Origin of the sequence: Pasteurella multocida, assembly GCF_900187275.1 — a bacterium.
Taxonomy (GTDB): domain Bacteria; phylum Pseudomonadota; class Gammaproteobacteria; order Enterobacterales; family Pasteurellaceae; genus Pasteurella; species Pasteurella multocida.
On record NZ_LT906458.1, the window covers coordinates 2054334 to 2068333 of the forward strand.

General features: G+C 40.6%; 17 protein-coding genes. 9 read left to right on the plus strand and 8 right to left on the minus strand.

Annotated features, from left to right (window positions below):
• Positions 1–35: 35 nt before the first annotated feature.
• The 5 genes from uhpC to rfaD all read right to left on the minus strand — a co-directional run bounded on the left by uhpC (position 36) and on the right by rfaD (position 6166).
• Entirely contained in the window at positions 36–1328 is a 1293-nt protein-coding gene (gene uhpC / locus CKV69_RS09555; RefSeq protein ID WP_014668569.1) for an MFS transporter, read from the minus strand.
• On the minus strand, positions 1328–2893 hold the full coding sequence (uhpB, locus tag CKV69_RS09560) for a signal transduction histidine-protein kinase/phosphatase UhpB (RefSeq protein ID WP_015702659.1): 1566 nt from the start codon (positions 2891–2893) through the stop codon (positions 1328–1330). The genes uhpC and uhpB overlap by 1 nt, the downstream gene beginning before the upstream one ends.
• On the minus strand, positions 2856–3455 hold the full coding sequence (locus CKV69_RS09565) for a response regulator (RefSeq protein ID WP_015702660.1): 600 nt from the start codon (positions 3453–3455) through the stop codon (positions 2856–2858). Before CKV69_RS09565 ends, uhpB begins: the two co-directional genes overlap by 38 nt.
• A 70-nt stretch (positions 3456–3525) precedes the next feature.
• Positions 3526–4905, minus strand: coding sequence for a hexose-6-phosphate:phosphate antiporter (gene uhpT, locus CKV69_RS09570; protein ID WP_005723944.1), 1380 nt, complete (start codon positions 4903–4905; stop codon positions 3526–3528).
• 328 nt (positions 4906–5233) lie between these two features.
• Positions 5234–6166, minus strand: coding sequence for an ADP-glyceromanno-heptose 6-epimerase (gene rfaD, locus CKV69_RS09575; protein WP_005723946.1), 933 nt, complete (start codon positions 6164–6166; stop codon positions 5234–5236).
• Positions 6167–6605: 439 nt separating this feature from the next.
• Here rfaD and deoC point away from each other — a divergent pair, with 439 nt between their 5' ends.
• Positions 6606–7277 (plus strand): deoxyribose-phosphate aldolase, encoded by a 672-nt coding sequence (deoC, locus tag CKV69_RS09580; RefSeq protein ID WP_016570005.1) that lies wholly within the window; start codon positions 6606–6608, stop codon positions 7275–7277.
• An 18-nt stretch (positions 7278–7295) separates the two neighbouring features.
• Positions 7296–8048 (plus strand): DNA-binding transcriptional repressor DeoR, encoded by a 753-nt coding sequence (deoR, locus tag CKV69_RS09585; protein WP_016533031.1) that lies wholly within the window; start codon positions 7296–7298, stop codon positions 8046–8048.
• Between the two features lie 38 nt (positions 8049–8086).
• Here deoR and fabR read toward each other — a convergent pair whose 3' ends face one another.
• The gene (fabR, locus tag CKV69_RS09590) at positions 8087–8698 is read right to left on the minus strand and encodes an HTH-type transcriptional repressor FabR (protein WP_005717847.1); all 612 of its coding nucleotides are present in this window, start codon (positions 8696–8698) and stop codon (positions 8087–8089) included.
• A gap of 24 nt (positions 8699–8722) precedes the next feature.
• A complete protein-coding gene (gene oxyR, locus CKV69_RS09595; protein ID WP_016533030.1) occupies positions 8723–9619 on the minus strand; it encodes a DNA-binding transcriptional regulator OxyR in 897 nt (298 codons plus the stop codon).
• Positions 9620–9755: 136 nt separating this feature from the next.
• On the opposite strand from oxyR, the gene CKV69_RS09600 reads away from it, so the two are divergent.
• Positions 9756–10481: a glutathione peroxidase gene (locus tag CKV69_RS09600; protein ID WP_005723952.1), complete on the plus strand. Its 726-nt coding sequence runs from the start codon at positions 9756–9758 to the stop codon at positions 10479–10481.
• Between the two features lie 56 nt (positions 10482–10537).
• Here the strand turns inward: CKV69_RS09600 and CKV69_RS09605 are convergent, their stop codons facing one another.
• The gene (locus tag CKV69_RS09605; protein ID WP_005717852.1) at positions 10538–10759 is read right to left on the minus strand and encodes a SlyX family protein; all 222 of its coding nucleotides are present in this window, start codon (positions 10757–10759) and stop codon (positions 10538–10540) included.
• Between the two features lie 91 nt (positions 10760–10850).
• Between CKV69_RS09605 and fkpA the strand changes: the two genes are divergently transcribed.
• From fkpA to rpsL, 6 genes are all read left to right on the plus strand, one after another.
• The gene (gene fkpA / locus CKV69_RS09610; protein ID WP_005717853.1) at positions 10851–11567 is read left to right on the plus strand and encodes an FKBP-type peptidyl-prolyl cis-trans isomerase; all 717 of its coding nucleotides are present in this window, start codon (positions 10851–10853) and stop codon (positions 11565–11567) included.
• A gap of 73 nt (positions 11568–11640) precedes the next feature.
• Positions 11641–12312 carry a helix-turn-helix transcriptional regulator gene (locus CKV69_RS09615; RefSeq protein ID WP_005723955.1) on the plus strand — a complete coding sequence of 224 codons (672 nt, stop codon included), beginning with the start codon at positions 11641–11643 and terminating at the stop codon, positions 12310–12312.
• Complete coding sequence (gene tusD / locus CKV69_RS09620) at positions 12312–12692, plus strand: sulfurtransferase complex subunit TusD (protein WP_005723957.1); 381 nt, start codon at positions 12312–12314, stop codon at positions 12690–12692. Before CKV69_RS09615 ends, tusD begins: the two co-directional genes overlap by 1 nt.
• Complete coding sequence (tusC, locus tag CKV69_RS09625) at positions 12692–13051, plus strand: sulfurtransferase complex subunit TusC (RefSeq protein WP_016533029.1); 360 nt, start codon at positions 12692–12694, stop codon at positions 13049–13051. Before tusD ends, tusC begins: the two co-directional genes overlap by 1 nt.
• Positions 13052–13060: 9 nt before the next feature.
• Complete coding sequence (locus tag CKV69_RS09630; RefSeq protein WP_010907137.1) at positions 13061–13348, plus strand: DsrH/TusB family sulfur relay protein; 288 nt, start codon at positions 13061–13063, stop codon at positions 13346–13348.
• A 209-nt stretch (positions 13349–13557) separates the two neighbouring features.
• Positions 13558–13932 (plus strand): 30S ribosomal protein S12, encoded by a 375-nt coding sequence (rpsL, locus tag CKV69_RS09635; protein WP_005717858.1) that lies wholly within the window; start codon positions 13558–13560, stop codon positions 13930–13932.
• Positions 13933–14000 lie beyond the last annotated feature (68 nt).

Genomic DNA, 14000 nt, shown 5'->3' on the forward strand with positions numbered 1-14000 from the left:
TCAACATCATACACTTTTTAAGCGCACATTTTCATTCAACAAGACGATTGATTTGGCTGTACTTTTAAAAAAGGCAGTAGCAGTAACGCAATAGCAAATGCACAGCAAGAAATTACGACAAAAAAACCGGTCCAATGAAACGTTTGTGTGATGAGTGCCAGTGGGTAGCCAGCGAGGGCTGCCCCCAGATAAGCAAACAAGCCAACAAAACCCGTGGCGGTGCCTGCGGTTTTCTTGTGGGCACATTCCGCAGCAGCCATGCCGATTAACATTTGCGGACCAAACACAAAAAAGCCGACACAGAAAAATAAGCCAGATTGTAATAGCATGTTTTCTTTTGGCATCAGCCAAAGCGCGGTAATCGAAAAGAAAATGCCAATGGCAAACACCAATGCCATAGGTCCTCGATTGCTAGAAAACAGTTTATCTGATCCCCAACCGGCGACTAGTGATCCCACAAAACCACCGATTTCAAATAAAGAGAGTGCGCTGTTCGCACTGACTAAGTCATAGTGATAACGTTCACTTAGATAGAGATTACCCCAGTCATTAATGGCGGTCCGCACGAGATAGACCAATGCATAGCTCATTGCGAGTAGCCAAAGATATTTATTGTAGAACACATAATCACGCAAGATTTGTCGCCATGGTAAATCTTGTCCTTCCTTTTCTTGTGCTAATTCCAAAGGATCATGACGCCATTGTCCAATACTAGGCAACCCCATTGCATCTGGTGTGCTAGGTAAACGCCACAGTAAAAATACACTGATGAGTATGACGATTATGCCTGCTACAATAAAGCCGTGTCGCCAGCTGTAATGTAAAGTGAGATAGCCAACAATTAGCGGAATTAAGGCGCCTCCCACATTGTGCGCAGTATTCCAAATAGACCACCATAAACCTCGCTCGCTACGGGAATACCACGTAGTGAGATATTTAGAACACGCAGGCCAGCCCCACCCCTGAAACCACGCATTGATGACCCATAGGCAAGTGAACAGAAACACGGAACTGGATAAACCGAATAAAATATTCGTGATCCCTGTCATCATCAAGCCGATAGCCATAATGTAACGGGGGTTGGCTTGATCAGAAAAAAGTCCAGAGAAAAATTTGGATAAACCATAGGTGAGATAAAACAAAGTTGCCATGAGTCCAATGGCATTTTTATCCATAGCCAAATCGCTGATTAAGGCGGGCATGGCATAATTCAAGCTTTTACGGCTGAGGTAAAAACCGGCATAGCCTACGTACATGGCAATCATTAAGTGAATGCGCCAGTAGCGATAAGTGCGGTCAATTTGCGAAAAGTTTTGTATTGGCATCATTAAAATCGAGGGAGAGTGATCACAAGGGAAGTGCCTTGTGTCAAAGGTTGAATTGAAGAGGAACGCATGTTCGCCGTGCTTGAGGAGAGCTGAAATTCGCCACCGAGTAAGGCAACCCGTTCTTGCATACCACGTAGCCCTAATCCTGTCACTGGCTGATGAATATCAAAGCCTTTGCCATTATCTTGAATCGATAAGATGACCTGCTGGTCAATGTGGATCGCGATGTGAATTTGACTGGCTTGTGCATGCTTGATGATGTTGTTTAAGGCTTCTTGGTAGAGGCGGTAAAGGGTGATTTCTAAGCGCGGATCGAGGTGCAATTGTTGAGGATTATGCCAGTCAAACTGACAGTGTATGTGCTGTTGCGTTAAACCTAATTCGTCTAATACATTTTGGAGGACTTGTGGTAATGGTAAGTCATCTAATACGCGAGGACGTAAGCGGTTTAATAGTCCTTTGACCGTATCGTAAATATTGAGTGATAAGTGTTCGATCATATTGGCATTGTTCTGTTCTTGCGGGTGTGGATTGAGCCGTTTCAGAATACTGGCTTGGGTGCGAATAGCGGTAATGTTTTGCCCGATTTGATCGTGTAATTCACGGGCAATTTCTTGGCGAATGCTTTCTTCACTGCTGATCAATTGCTGTGTTAAAGCGCGGTTACGCATGAGCTCCATGCCTAAATGCTGATTGAGTTCGCGTTGATGTTGAATAGCGAGTCCTAGAAAAATTCCTGTTATGGTTTGTGCACACAGAGATAGGAGTAAATCAGACAGATCTAAATGGGAGAAGTGCTGTGTGGAAGCAATTAATGCCACACTATTGATTAGTGAGCCGAGTAAGGCGCCCTGCCAGCCATAATAATAGGCTAATAAAATAATCGGAATCGCTAAAAAGAACAGGCTAAAGCGGTTAAACTCATCGGGCAGATAGGTTTGGATCAGAATGTTTAAGATTAATAACAGTGTATAAACCACAATGTGTTTGCTGCGCAGGGCGATCGGGTGATGAATAAAGCTGGCAGTAAGTGGAATCCACTGGCGTGCAAATAAGAAATCTTGTAATAAATAACACATCGGCAACAACAATAACGCACCAGTAAAACTGACTAGCATCGTGTAAGCAAAAGGGGCATCCAAACAAACAAGCACCAATCCATTGAGCACGCTGATACTCAATGCCAGTATGCCTTGTAGGCGTAATTTGGAGCGTTGTTTGCCTTGATAATAGGATTGGCTAAATAACACGATGGGAAAACTGACCGCACTTAATAAGAGTAAGGGCAAGTAAGCTGCGCTGTGTTCTGCCCAAGAAACCAACAGGAGCACGCTGATTTCGGCCAACAGTGGAGCCAACCACAATGTGGGGCGAAGATGCAGACAAAGTCCAAGCCGCAATGCAAAAGGCAAAAAGAGAAAGGCTAAGCGCGAGTCATGTAACAAATAATCTGCCACGCCCCATAAGCAGAAATAGGAACAGGTGAGCAGAAACCAACTGTAAATGAAGGTGAACAACTTGTTCAAGTTAATATGTTTTATGAAAGAAATTCGTGAGTTCCACATTATTTTTTAGGTTGAGCTTACTCATGGCATTAGCACGATGCACGTGCACTGTTTTAAAGCTTACATTCAGCTGTTGAGCAATCTCTTTTGCATCTAAGCCGGTTGTTAATAATTCACATACTTCCATTTCTCTTCGTGTGAGCTGTTGGGTATAAGAGGCGGTAGGATTAAGCAGTTTTGAAGTCAGTTCAGGCATTAAGTAAAGCCCACCGGCAAATACGGCATGTACGGCTTGAATCAGTTCATCAGGGTGGCAACGTTTACTTAAATAGCCTTTGGCACCCAATTCCAAGGCTTTACGTACCATGATATCGGAATCGTTCACGCTGAGCATAATACAGTGGATACCCGAGGGAATGTCTTTGAGCAATGCTAAGCCGGTTTCATCAGGCATTGAAATGTCAATAATACACACATCAGGACGCACACTGGGCAGATGTTGGCGTGCTTCTTTAGCAGAACTAAATTCACCGACAACGTGAAGATCATTTTCTAACGCAAGCAATTGAGCAAAGCCTGAGCGGACAATGATATGATCATCAATCAACGCTACTTTAATCATCTTTATTATCCTCAAAAATGAAAAAGTGCGGTCAATTTAACCGCACTTTTGTGTCATGTTATTTACCTGTTTATCTGGCTTGAGCCTTTATTTTACGGATTTTCTTCTCTTCTGCAATGGCAACAAAGGCAAGTAATACCATGCAAACGATTGCAGAGATATTGAGTGCGGCAAAAGTGCCTGCCCAACCCGTTAAACCAAAGATTGGTGTACCGTCTGCAATCATGCCTAAGCCTAATTTAGCGAAGCTATCACCGATAAGGTAAGCAAAAGTGCCTTTTACACCATCTGCCACACTAATGGCTTTTTTCGGTACAAAGCCCACAGCTGCCACCCCAATTAATAATTGTGGACCAAACACCAAGAAACCTAATACAAACAAGGCACATAAATACATGACTTCGTTAGTAGCGAATTGATAAAATTCTAAAGTAAAGACAATCAGAATTAACGCCACACAAGCGGTTAAGCCACGGCGACCATTGGCTAAATCGGATAAATAGCCCCATAAGAATGTACCAACTAATGCCCCTACTTCAAATAAGGCAAAACCTGAAATCGCAGCGTCTTTAGAAAAGCCTAATTCTTGGTAAGCATAAACCGGTGACCATTGGTCGATCCCAATCCGCACGATATACAGGAAAATATTGGCAAAACATAACAGCCAAATCACCTTATTTTTCAAAATATACTGTACGAAAGTTTGCCATTTGGTTAATTGATTTTGTTCAGTCGCTAAATCTTCTTCACTTAATGGCTCACCAAATAATTCTTCTGCTTTTCCTAAACCATAAGCTTCTGGTGAATCACTACCATAACGCAAGCCCCAGAAACCAATAATTAAGGCAATGATTGACGGGAACACGAACATCCCGATCACATGCCCATTAAAGAACACATTGGCGCCGAATAAGGCAACAGCCGCCGCGGCAGCCCCACCCACATTGTGAGATAAATTCCAAAAACCTAAATAGGTGCCGCGTTTATTACGTGGAGTCCATTTAGTGATAGTGGAGTAGCTTGAAGGACCACCTGTACTTTGGAAAAAACCGCTTAACGCATAAAAGGCGATCATTAAGAATAAACTGACACTGCCACCACCCATACTGGCACTAAAACCGAGCATACAAATGGCAGATAAAATCAGCATAAACGGTACGAATTGTTTCGTGTTTTTGCCATCCGCATAATAAGAGACTAACGTTTTGCCGACACCGTAAGTAATGGAAAAGCCTAAGCCAATCATACCGAGCTGGGTTTTGCTTAATCCATAGGTTTCGATTAAATCATTTTGTGCGATGTTGAAATTTTTGCGAATTAAATACATCGCCATATAACCGATGAATACCACCAAATAAGATTGCATAAAGGGTTTAAACCACAGTTTACGACGTTCTTCCACTGGCAGTTCCAGTGTCGGTTTTCTAACTTCTTGTAAAAAGCTAAGCATGTTTTACCTCATTAAATAAAAAAATATTGTTGTCACTATAAGAAAATCACGTTCTGCTGGCGTGAGAAGATGCTTTAATTGATCTAGGAATAATCCTTAGTTTTTGCGAAAGTAAGGTTTTTTTGTGAGATAGATCACAAAAGTGCCGTGCTAGGAAAGCCGATTTTCAGTTGGCACTTGGTTATGTGAGCAATGGGTTATGGTGTTTGGTGAGGAAATAGTATGAGTCGAGTTGGCATACTCGAAGTGCGGTTGCTGTTTTATACGTTTAGTTAGGCAAAAAAATAGCGCCCAACGTTGGACGCTATGTGATGAAGCCGCTTATTTATTATTTACGGTTTAACCATGCCATATATTCTGCTACACCCTGTGCGACCGTTTTAAACGGTTTGTCATAGCCAGTGGCGCGTAATTTATCTAAATTGGCTTGTGTGTATTCTTGGTAACGGCTTTTTAAATGTTCTGGGAATGGAATGATTTCAATATCTGCTTCCGTTTTACCATGGAACTTCACGACGGCTTTTGCTACTTCAAGGAAAGATTCCGCATTTCCTGTTCCTAAGTTATAGATGCCAGAAATGTTGTTTTGCCAACACCAAATATTCACAGCAGCCACATCGCCCACATACACAAAGTCACGGCGGAAATGTTCACTGCCTGCAAATAATTTTGGTTTTTCCCCTTTTAAGATTTGGTTATTTAAGTGGAATGCCACGCTTGCCATCGCGCCTTTGTGATTCTCACGTGGACCGTACACGTTGAAATAACGGAAGCCACAAACAGGTGAGTTAGCTTCTGGTAAAATGGCACGTACATATTGATCAAATAAGAATTTGGAATAGCCGTAAACATTTAATGGTGCTTCAAATTCGCGTTCTTCACGGAATTCAGTTTTATCACCATAAGTTGCTGCAGATGAAGCATAAAAGAACGGAATTTCACGATCTAAACAATAATGCAATAACTCTTTGGAATATTCATAGTTATTGTGCATGATGTACTTGCCGTCCCATTCGGTAGTAGCAGAACAGGCGCCTTCGTGGAAAATGACTTCAATATCCCCTAAATCATCACCAGCGATGATCGAGGCAATAAAATCTTCTTTGTCACAATAATCTGCAATATCCAAATCCACTAAATTAGCGAACTTTGTACCATCTTTTAAATTATCTACCACTAAAATATCCGTACGCCCTAATTCGTTTAAGGCTTTTACAATGTTACTTCCAATAAAGCCAGCACCGCCAGTTACGATAATCATAAAGCTTGTCCTCTGTTGGTTAATATTACGCGTATTGTAATGGATTTTCAGTGGGTTGTGTTTAAGTATTTTCTCTTTAGCTGGAAAATTCTCCAGGAGACGTTTGATGCAATTATTGATGAAATATTTTGATTGTAAACCTTTCATTTACATTGTGAAGAAAAACAAGGGGTTGTATCGAGGCGTGAGTCTTTGTTTTAACCAAAGCAAAGAAGAATTACTAATTTGAGTAGCCGGAAGATTTTAACTTAATTTGTAACAGCATAGGGTCGGCGGATATCTAGGAAAATGGAGTTTTTTTGTCATTTCATTAAATTATTGTTATTTTTATCACAAAAAATTATTTTTTTGTTAACTTTGTCACATTTTATGTATTATTTTCGTGTATAATATGAGCATATCGTTCAGCTATAGTTAAATTGTCAATGAGGAAAGAAGTATGGATGCAAAGCAAATTGCACAGTTTATCGATCATACTGCGTTAACCGCGGAGAAAACGGAACAAGATATTATTCAATTATGTGATGAAGCCATTACGCATCAGTTTTGGTCAGTTTGTATTAATTCTGCCTACATTCCGTTAGCCAAACAAAAATTAGCTGGGACGCCAGTCAAAATCTGTACTGTAGTGGGTTTTCCATTGGGGGCAAATCTAAGCACGGTTAAGGCCTTTGAAACGACAGAAGCGATCAAAGCCGGGGCAGATGAAATTGATATGGTGATTAATGTCGGTTGGATTAAATCAAATAAATGGGATGCAGTAGAAAAAGATATTGCGACCGTGTTAGCTGCTTGTGCAGGAAAACCATTAAAAGTTATTTTAGAAACGTGCTTATTAAGTAAAGACGAAATTGTAAAAGCATGTGAAATTTGTAAAGCGCTCAATGTGGCGTTTGTCAAAACATCAACTGGTTTCAATCGTGGTGGGGCAACAAAGGAAGATGTTGCTTTGATGAAACGAACCGTAGGCGATATTGGAGTCAAAGCGTCTGGCGGCGTGCGTGATACGGAGACCGCAATCGCGATGATTAATGCGGGGGCTAGCCGTATCGGTGCAAGTGCAGGGATTGCGATTATCCATGGTTTACAGGACGTAAGCAGTACCTATTAATAAATCACTGAGCTTGCTATGGAAAAAATGACGTCTCGCATTCAGAAATTGGAGTTTCTACTTAAGCAAATGGACAAAATTCATCTGCGAGATGCGGCAGAAATGTTGAATGTGTCTGAAATGACGATTCGACGGGATCTGGTTTCCTGTGCAAGCTCAGTGATTTTATTAGGTGGGTATATCGTTAAAGATCCAAAAATTCATGCGCAGAAAGGTTATCGGATCTTTGAACAACAAGAAAAAAACACCGCGGAGAAAATGTATTTAGGAAAGCTCGCTGCTTCTCTGATTGAAGATGGCGATGTTGTTTTTTTTGATTGTGGCTCAACAGTGCCTTTTATCGCGACACAAATTAATGATGACATCAAATTTACCGCACTGTGTTGCTCAATTAATGCATTTTTAGCCTTACAGGAAAAACCCAATTGTGATTTGATTCTATGTGGGGGACGGTATTCTCGACATAATGCGTTTTTAAATCGTATTCAGCGTCATAGTGAATTGGATATGATTTGTACCAATAAAGCCTTCATTTCTGCGGCAGGTGTGTCTATCCAACAAGGCGTGACATGTTTTAATTTTGATGAAGCGAAAGCAAAACAGCGTGTTATGGAGAAAACACAACAAGCCTTTTTAGTGGTGGACCATTCTAAATTTAATCGAGTTGAGCAGGCATATATTGCGGATCTTTCTGCTTTTGATACTGTGATTTGTGATAAACCCGCACCAACGGCATTCATCGACAAACTGCCGACGTTAATTTTCAAGTAATCAAGTAGCCCTTCATGTCTTTTATCGTGCTCTAACAGCTAATAGCTCTCTTTGTGATGTGTATATTCTGCCCCTTTAGCTAACATACGCAATTGTAAAATGACTCTTTGTTTGAGCTGTTCTCGCTCTGTTTTTTCCATGTCTAAAGCATTGGCGCCAGCAGTAAACACAATGGTGACCATGCCTTCCGCTTGTACTTGTGCCACATATTGTGAGTGGCTATTACGTTGTGCGATATATTCGCTTAGTTCGTCAACAAAGTGTTTTATTTCGCGTGCTGTGGCCGTGCGAAATGCTTGTGAAGTACCTGAACTTTCACGGAGTAAAAGACGGAACATGTTGGGATTATTGGCGATAAATTCAAAAAAAGTTTCGACGGAAATGGCTATCACACTTCCGCCTTTTTCTAAGCGTTTCCGAGCTTGACGCATTAACTGACGTAATACTAAACCCGCCTCATCAACCATGGTTAAACCAAGCTCGTCCATATCTCTAAAATGGCGATAAAAAGAGGTGGCTGCGATACCCGCTTCGCGCGCCACTTCACGCAAACTTAAATTGGAAAAACTTTTATCCGCGGTCAGCTGATTAAAAGCGGCATCAATTAATGCACGACGGGTTTTTTCTTTTTGTAATGCTCTCACACCCATATTGATATTTTCCTGACTTCAGAATTAGTCCAATACGTCTTGTACTGAATGACTAATGGTCTGTGCAATTTTCTCGTAGCGATTTCGTAACGGAGAACCCGGGCGATAAACTAATGTGATTGCACGAGAAGGGGCGGGTGAATGACAAGGAATATATTTGACCCCTGTACGATTTCCTTCATTGATCACTGCGAGTTTAGGCATCAGTGTGATGCCGGTATTCGAAGCAACCATGTTGCGCAACGTTTCTAAACTAGTGGCTTGGAAATGCGCATTTTCTTTTGCTCCTGCACTGAAGCAGTAACCAATCGTTTGATCGCGCAAGCAGTGCCCGTCATCAAGCATTAACATTTCACAGCCATTTAATCTATTCATTGCAATAGTACTCTCATTCGCCCAAGGGTGATTTTCACTGACAGCTAATAGCATAGCTTCATGAAAGATGGGAACCTCGATAAAAGCTTCTGTTTCGCGTACAGAGGCGACGATGGCACAATCTAAGTGACCAGTTTCTAATTGTTCTAATAATTGATTAGTTTGCGCTTCATATAAGAAAAGTTCTAAATCAGGAAAGGTTTCTTTGAGTACCGGCATGATATAAGGAAGTAGGTAAGGTCCCACTGTGGGAATGACGCCAATATGTATAGGACCCGTCATATCTTTACCTTGGTTACTTGCCATTTCTTTAAGTAATTTGACTTCTTTTAAGACATTTTTTGCTTGATCGACAAGGAGTAAGCCTGATTGAGTGAATAACACTTTGCGGCTAGTGCGTTCTAATAAAATAATCCCTAATTCATCTTCTAATTTGCGAATTTGACCACTTAATGTGGGTTGGCTGACATGACATGCATCGGCGGCACGGCGAAAATGTTTGTGCTCCGCAAGCGCCACGAGATATTCTAAGTCGCGGATATTCATTTTGACCTCGTTATTGATAGAAACAATTAAAATTTTTAAATCAATTGCTTAGAACTATATCATAAATTTGACTAGAATTCATATAAGGAGTAAGATAGATTTTATTGTTTATTAATTAGTCTAAAGGAGATTTTTTATGACATTAATGGAAGGAAAAAAAGTACCTCAAGTGACATTTCATACTCGTCAAGGCGATCAATGGGTAGATGTAACCAGTGCGGAATTATTTGATAATAAAACTGTTGTACTTTTCTCATTACCGGGAGCATTTACACCCACTTGTTCTTCCACTCATTTGCCTCGCTATAATGAATTAGCTTGTGAATTTAAAGCATTAGGAGTAGACAGTATCATTTGTATGTCAGTGAATGATACGTTCGTTATGAATGCGTGGAAAGCGGATCAGGAATGTGAAAATGTGATTGTCATTCCGGATGGTAATGGTGAATTTACCGAAGGCATGGGGATGCTCGTCGGTAAGGAAGATTTAGGCTTTGGTAAACGCTCTTGGCGTTATTCGATGTTAGTGCGCAATGGTATTGTGGAGAAAATGTTTGTTGAGCCACAAGAACCCGGTGATCCATTTAAAGTCTCTGATGCAGACACGATGATTAAATATCTTAAACCAGAATGGCAAGCTAAGCCTTCTGTTTCAGTGATCACTAAACCTGGTTGCCCATATTGTGCCAAAGCAAAAGCGTTGTTAAAAGCGAAAGACTATACCTTTGAAGAAATTGTGTTAGGACGTGATGCCAGTACGATTTCTGTTCGTGCGATTACAGGGAAAACAAGCGTACCTCAAGTCTTTATCGGTGGAAAATACATCGGTGGTAGTGAAGAGTTAGAAAAGTATTTTGCTTAAGCTTAAATCAACAGAACAAGTGCGGTAAACTTGACCGCACTTTTTTCTTGTGTGACTCAATAATGTGGTGGTGGAGTTTCTTCGGCTTGGCTCGCAATGTTGGAAGGTTGCATATCTTTGAATTTATTGACTAAATAACGCAATTGTACATGGATTTTGTCTATGGCAAATTGTTGTTCAACAATCACTTGGTTTAACTCATCTAAGAGTTTTTCTTGAAAAGTAGTTTTCATTTCTAACTCAGCAATTCGCTGTTCGAGGGTTTCTTTATTTTGCATCATTTAACTCCAAAAAAATAAATGTTGTGAAATTATTCATTCCGTTTTAACCTATCATAATTCATTTTTTCATTATAAAGGATTCAATCTTATGTTTAAAATTCAAAAGCTTTCTCTTATTACCCTTGTGGTGAGTGCGGTTATTTCTGGCAATGCGTTAGCGAATACGGATGCTAAATTTAACGATGAAGCATCTTACGCAGTAGGGGTGTTATTAGGATCAAATGTTAAACAAATTGTAGAATCGCAAAAGGGCATAATTGAATACGACAATACGCGTTTATTGGCAGGGGTGCAAGATGTATTAAATGGTAAGGTAGATCTTGATTCAAATGAACAAATTGCACAAACATTACAACGCGTACAAGAGAAAATGCAACAAGCGCAAGCTCAGTTACTCGCCGATATTGCAAAACAAGCAAAACAAGATGGCGACCAATATCGCCAAGCATTTGAGAAAAAAGCAGGGGCAAAGAAAACCCAATCTGGTCTGTTATATCGCATTGAACAAGCAGGGACAGGAAATACGATTAAGCCAACTGACACTGTTACTGTTAATTATACCGGCAAACTCCCTAATGGCGAGGTATTTGACAGTTCGCGTGGTAAACCGGTGTCCTTTAAATTGAACCAAGTGGTACCGGGTTGGACAGAAGGTTTACAACTTGTTAAAAAAGGTGGAAAAATCGAACTCGTTCTTCCACCAGAATTGGCGTATGGGGAGCAAGGGGCTGGACAGATTCCACCAAATGCGACTTTACACTTTGATGTTGAAGTCATCGATGTGAAAGCGGATACACAAAAATAATGAAAAAACGACCGCACTTTGTCAGTAATCATCAAGTGCGGTCATGTCTTTGTAAATAAATGAGAGTAAGGCAATGTTAACGGATAAACAACCTTTTACAGAGGAAGACAAAACGATTTTACACTCTTATCGAGCGGTAGTAGATGGTGTCAGCGCGTTAATTGGACGTCATTGTGAAATTGTATTGCACTCTTTAGAAGATTTAGAACATTCAACTATCTGTATTGCAAATGGGCATAATACCAATCGGCAAATTGGCTCTCCGCTAACGGATCTTGCACTGAAATCTTTACATAATATGCAAACGGATAGCGTGTCAAAACCTTATTTTACACGTGCCAAAAATCAGGGATTAATGAAATCGGTCACGATTGCTATCCGCAATAAGCGTCAACGTATTATTGGTCTATTATGTATTAATATCAATTTGGATGTCCCTGTCTCTGAATTTATGCAAGCCTTTATGCCAACACAGGCAGAAGCGGAAGCATCTAGTGTCAATTTTGCGAGTTCTGTTGAAGAGTTAGTTGCACAAACTGTTGAGAAAACGATTGAAGAAGTCACAGCGGATCGTTTAGTGGCAAACAATAATAAAAATCGTCAAATTGTCATCTCATTATATGAGAAGGGAATTTTTGATATTAAAGATGCGATCAATTTGGTGGCGGAACGGTTAGATATTTCGCGTCATACGGTGTATTTATACATTCGTCAGTTAAAACAAGATTCGGATGAAGCAAAATAATGCGTTATGTGCTGTGTGTAAAACAACCTGCTTATGGTAAGCAAGGTGGATTTTTAGCCTATCAATTGGCGAAAGCCCTGTTGGAAAAGGGACATCAAATTACGCAGGTGTTTTTTTTCCAAGAAGGGGTCACGCATGGCAATGCGTTCCTTTATCCCGCGAGTGATGAATTTAATTTACAACACGCTTGGCAACGTTTAGCACAAGATTATCACGTGCCTCTCCATTTGTGTGTAGCAGCAGCACAGCGTCGCGGTGTCGTCGAACCGTTGACCTCCTCGACAACGCAACAAAATAATCTGGCTTCTTGTTTCGTGTTAGCCGGATTAGGTGAATTTATGAAAGCCAGTCTAGAAGCGGACAGGGTGGTGTGTTTGTGATGAAATTGGCATTTGTTTTTCGTTCAACGCCCTTTGGTCGCGCCAGTACGCGCGAAGGTCTTGATGCTTTATTGGCAGCAACAGCTTTTTGTGATGAACAAGATATTGCGGTCTTTTTTCTTGATGATGGGGTTTTTTCCCTATTAAATCATCAGGATCCTGCACAAATTTTACAAAAAGATGTGGTCAATATGTTCAAATTACTGGATTTATATGATATCGAGCAACGTTATATTTGCTTGGAATCACTTGCGACAGCAAAAATGACAGCATCTGACTGTATTATTACTTGTGAAAAAATGGCGCGTGGGGCTTTGCTTACGTTATTAGGTAAAGCAGAACGCGTGCTCACGTTTTAGGAAAGTTTCATGTTATATACTTTTGCCGAAGCATCTTATCCTGAAGGCGTGTTGCTCACTTATCTCCAGCAAACGACTTCGCAAGATGCCATCGTGTTATGGCAAGATGGCGTTTATCTCTGTGTCAAATACCCTGAGGTTTTTTCGTCACTCAACACGTCTTGTTATGCGTTAGATATTGATGTGGGCGCACGAAATCTTTATCAGTTCGTCTCTTCGATAGAGAACGTCAAGACGATTTCTTTAACGGAATTAGTTGAATTGACGGAACAGTACTTTCCTCAACTTGCACTGTAAATTTAAGGCAGATGGGTTTGCCTATAATTCGATAGTGTATTGTGTGCATTTTGCACAGCTTACCCCAATCACTGTGCTGAAATTAGATTTGTCTAATTCTTGACATTATTTGAATGACTTCATTATAATAGCACGTCTATTTCTGTGTGAAATAGAATACGTATAAAAACATTCTTTTATGAATAATTGTTAAAACTGGAGCTTTTTTAATGGCAACTATCAACCAGCTAGTACGCAAACCGCGTGTGAAAAAGGTTGTAAAAAGTAACGTTCCTGCATTAGAGGCTTGCCCGCAGAAACGTGGTGTGTGCACCCGTGTATACACAACTACACCTAAAAAACCGAACTCAGCATTACGTAAAGTATGCCGTATTCGCTTAACTAACGGTTACGAAGTAACTTCTTATATCGGCGGTGAAGGTCACAACCTTCAAGAGCACAGTGTTGTGCTTATCCGTGGCGGTCGTGTTAAAGACTTACCAGGTGTGCGTTATCACACTGTACGCGGTGCATTAGACTGCGCTGGCGTTAAAGATCGTAAACAAGGTCGTTCTAAATACGGCGTTAAGCGTCCTAAATCTTAATGGTTCTCCGTTGAGTAAGGCCAAACGTCTAAATTAGTAAAACTATTTAAACCATAAACTCCAGTCAA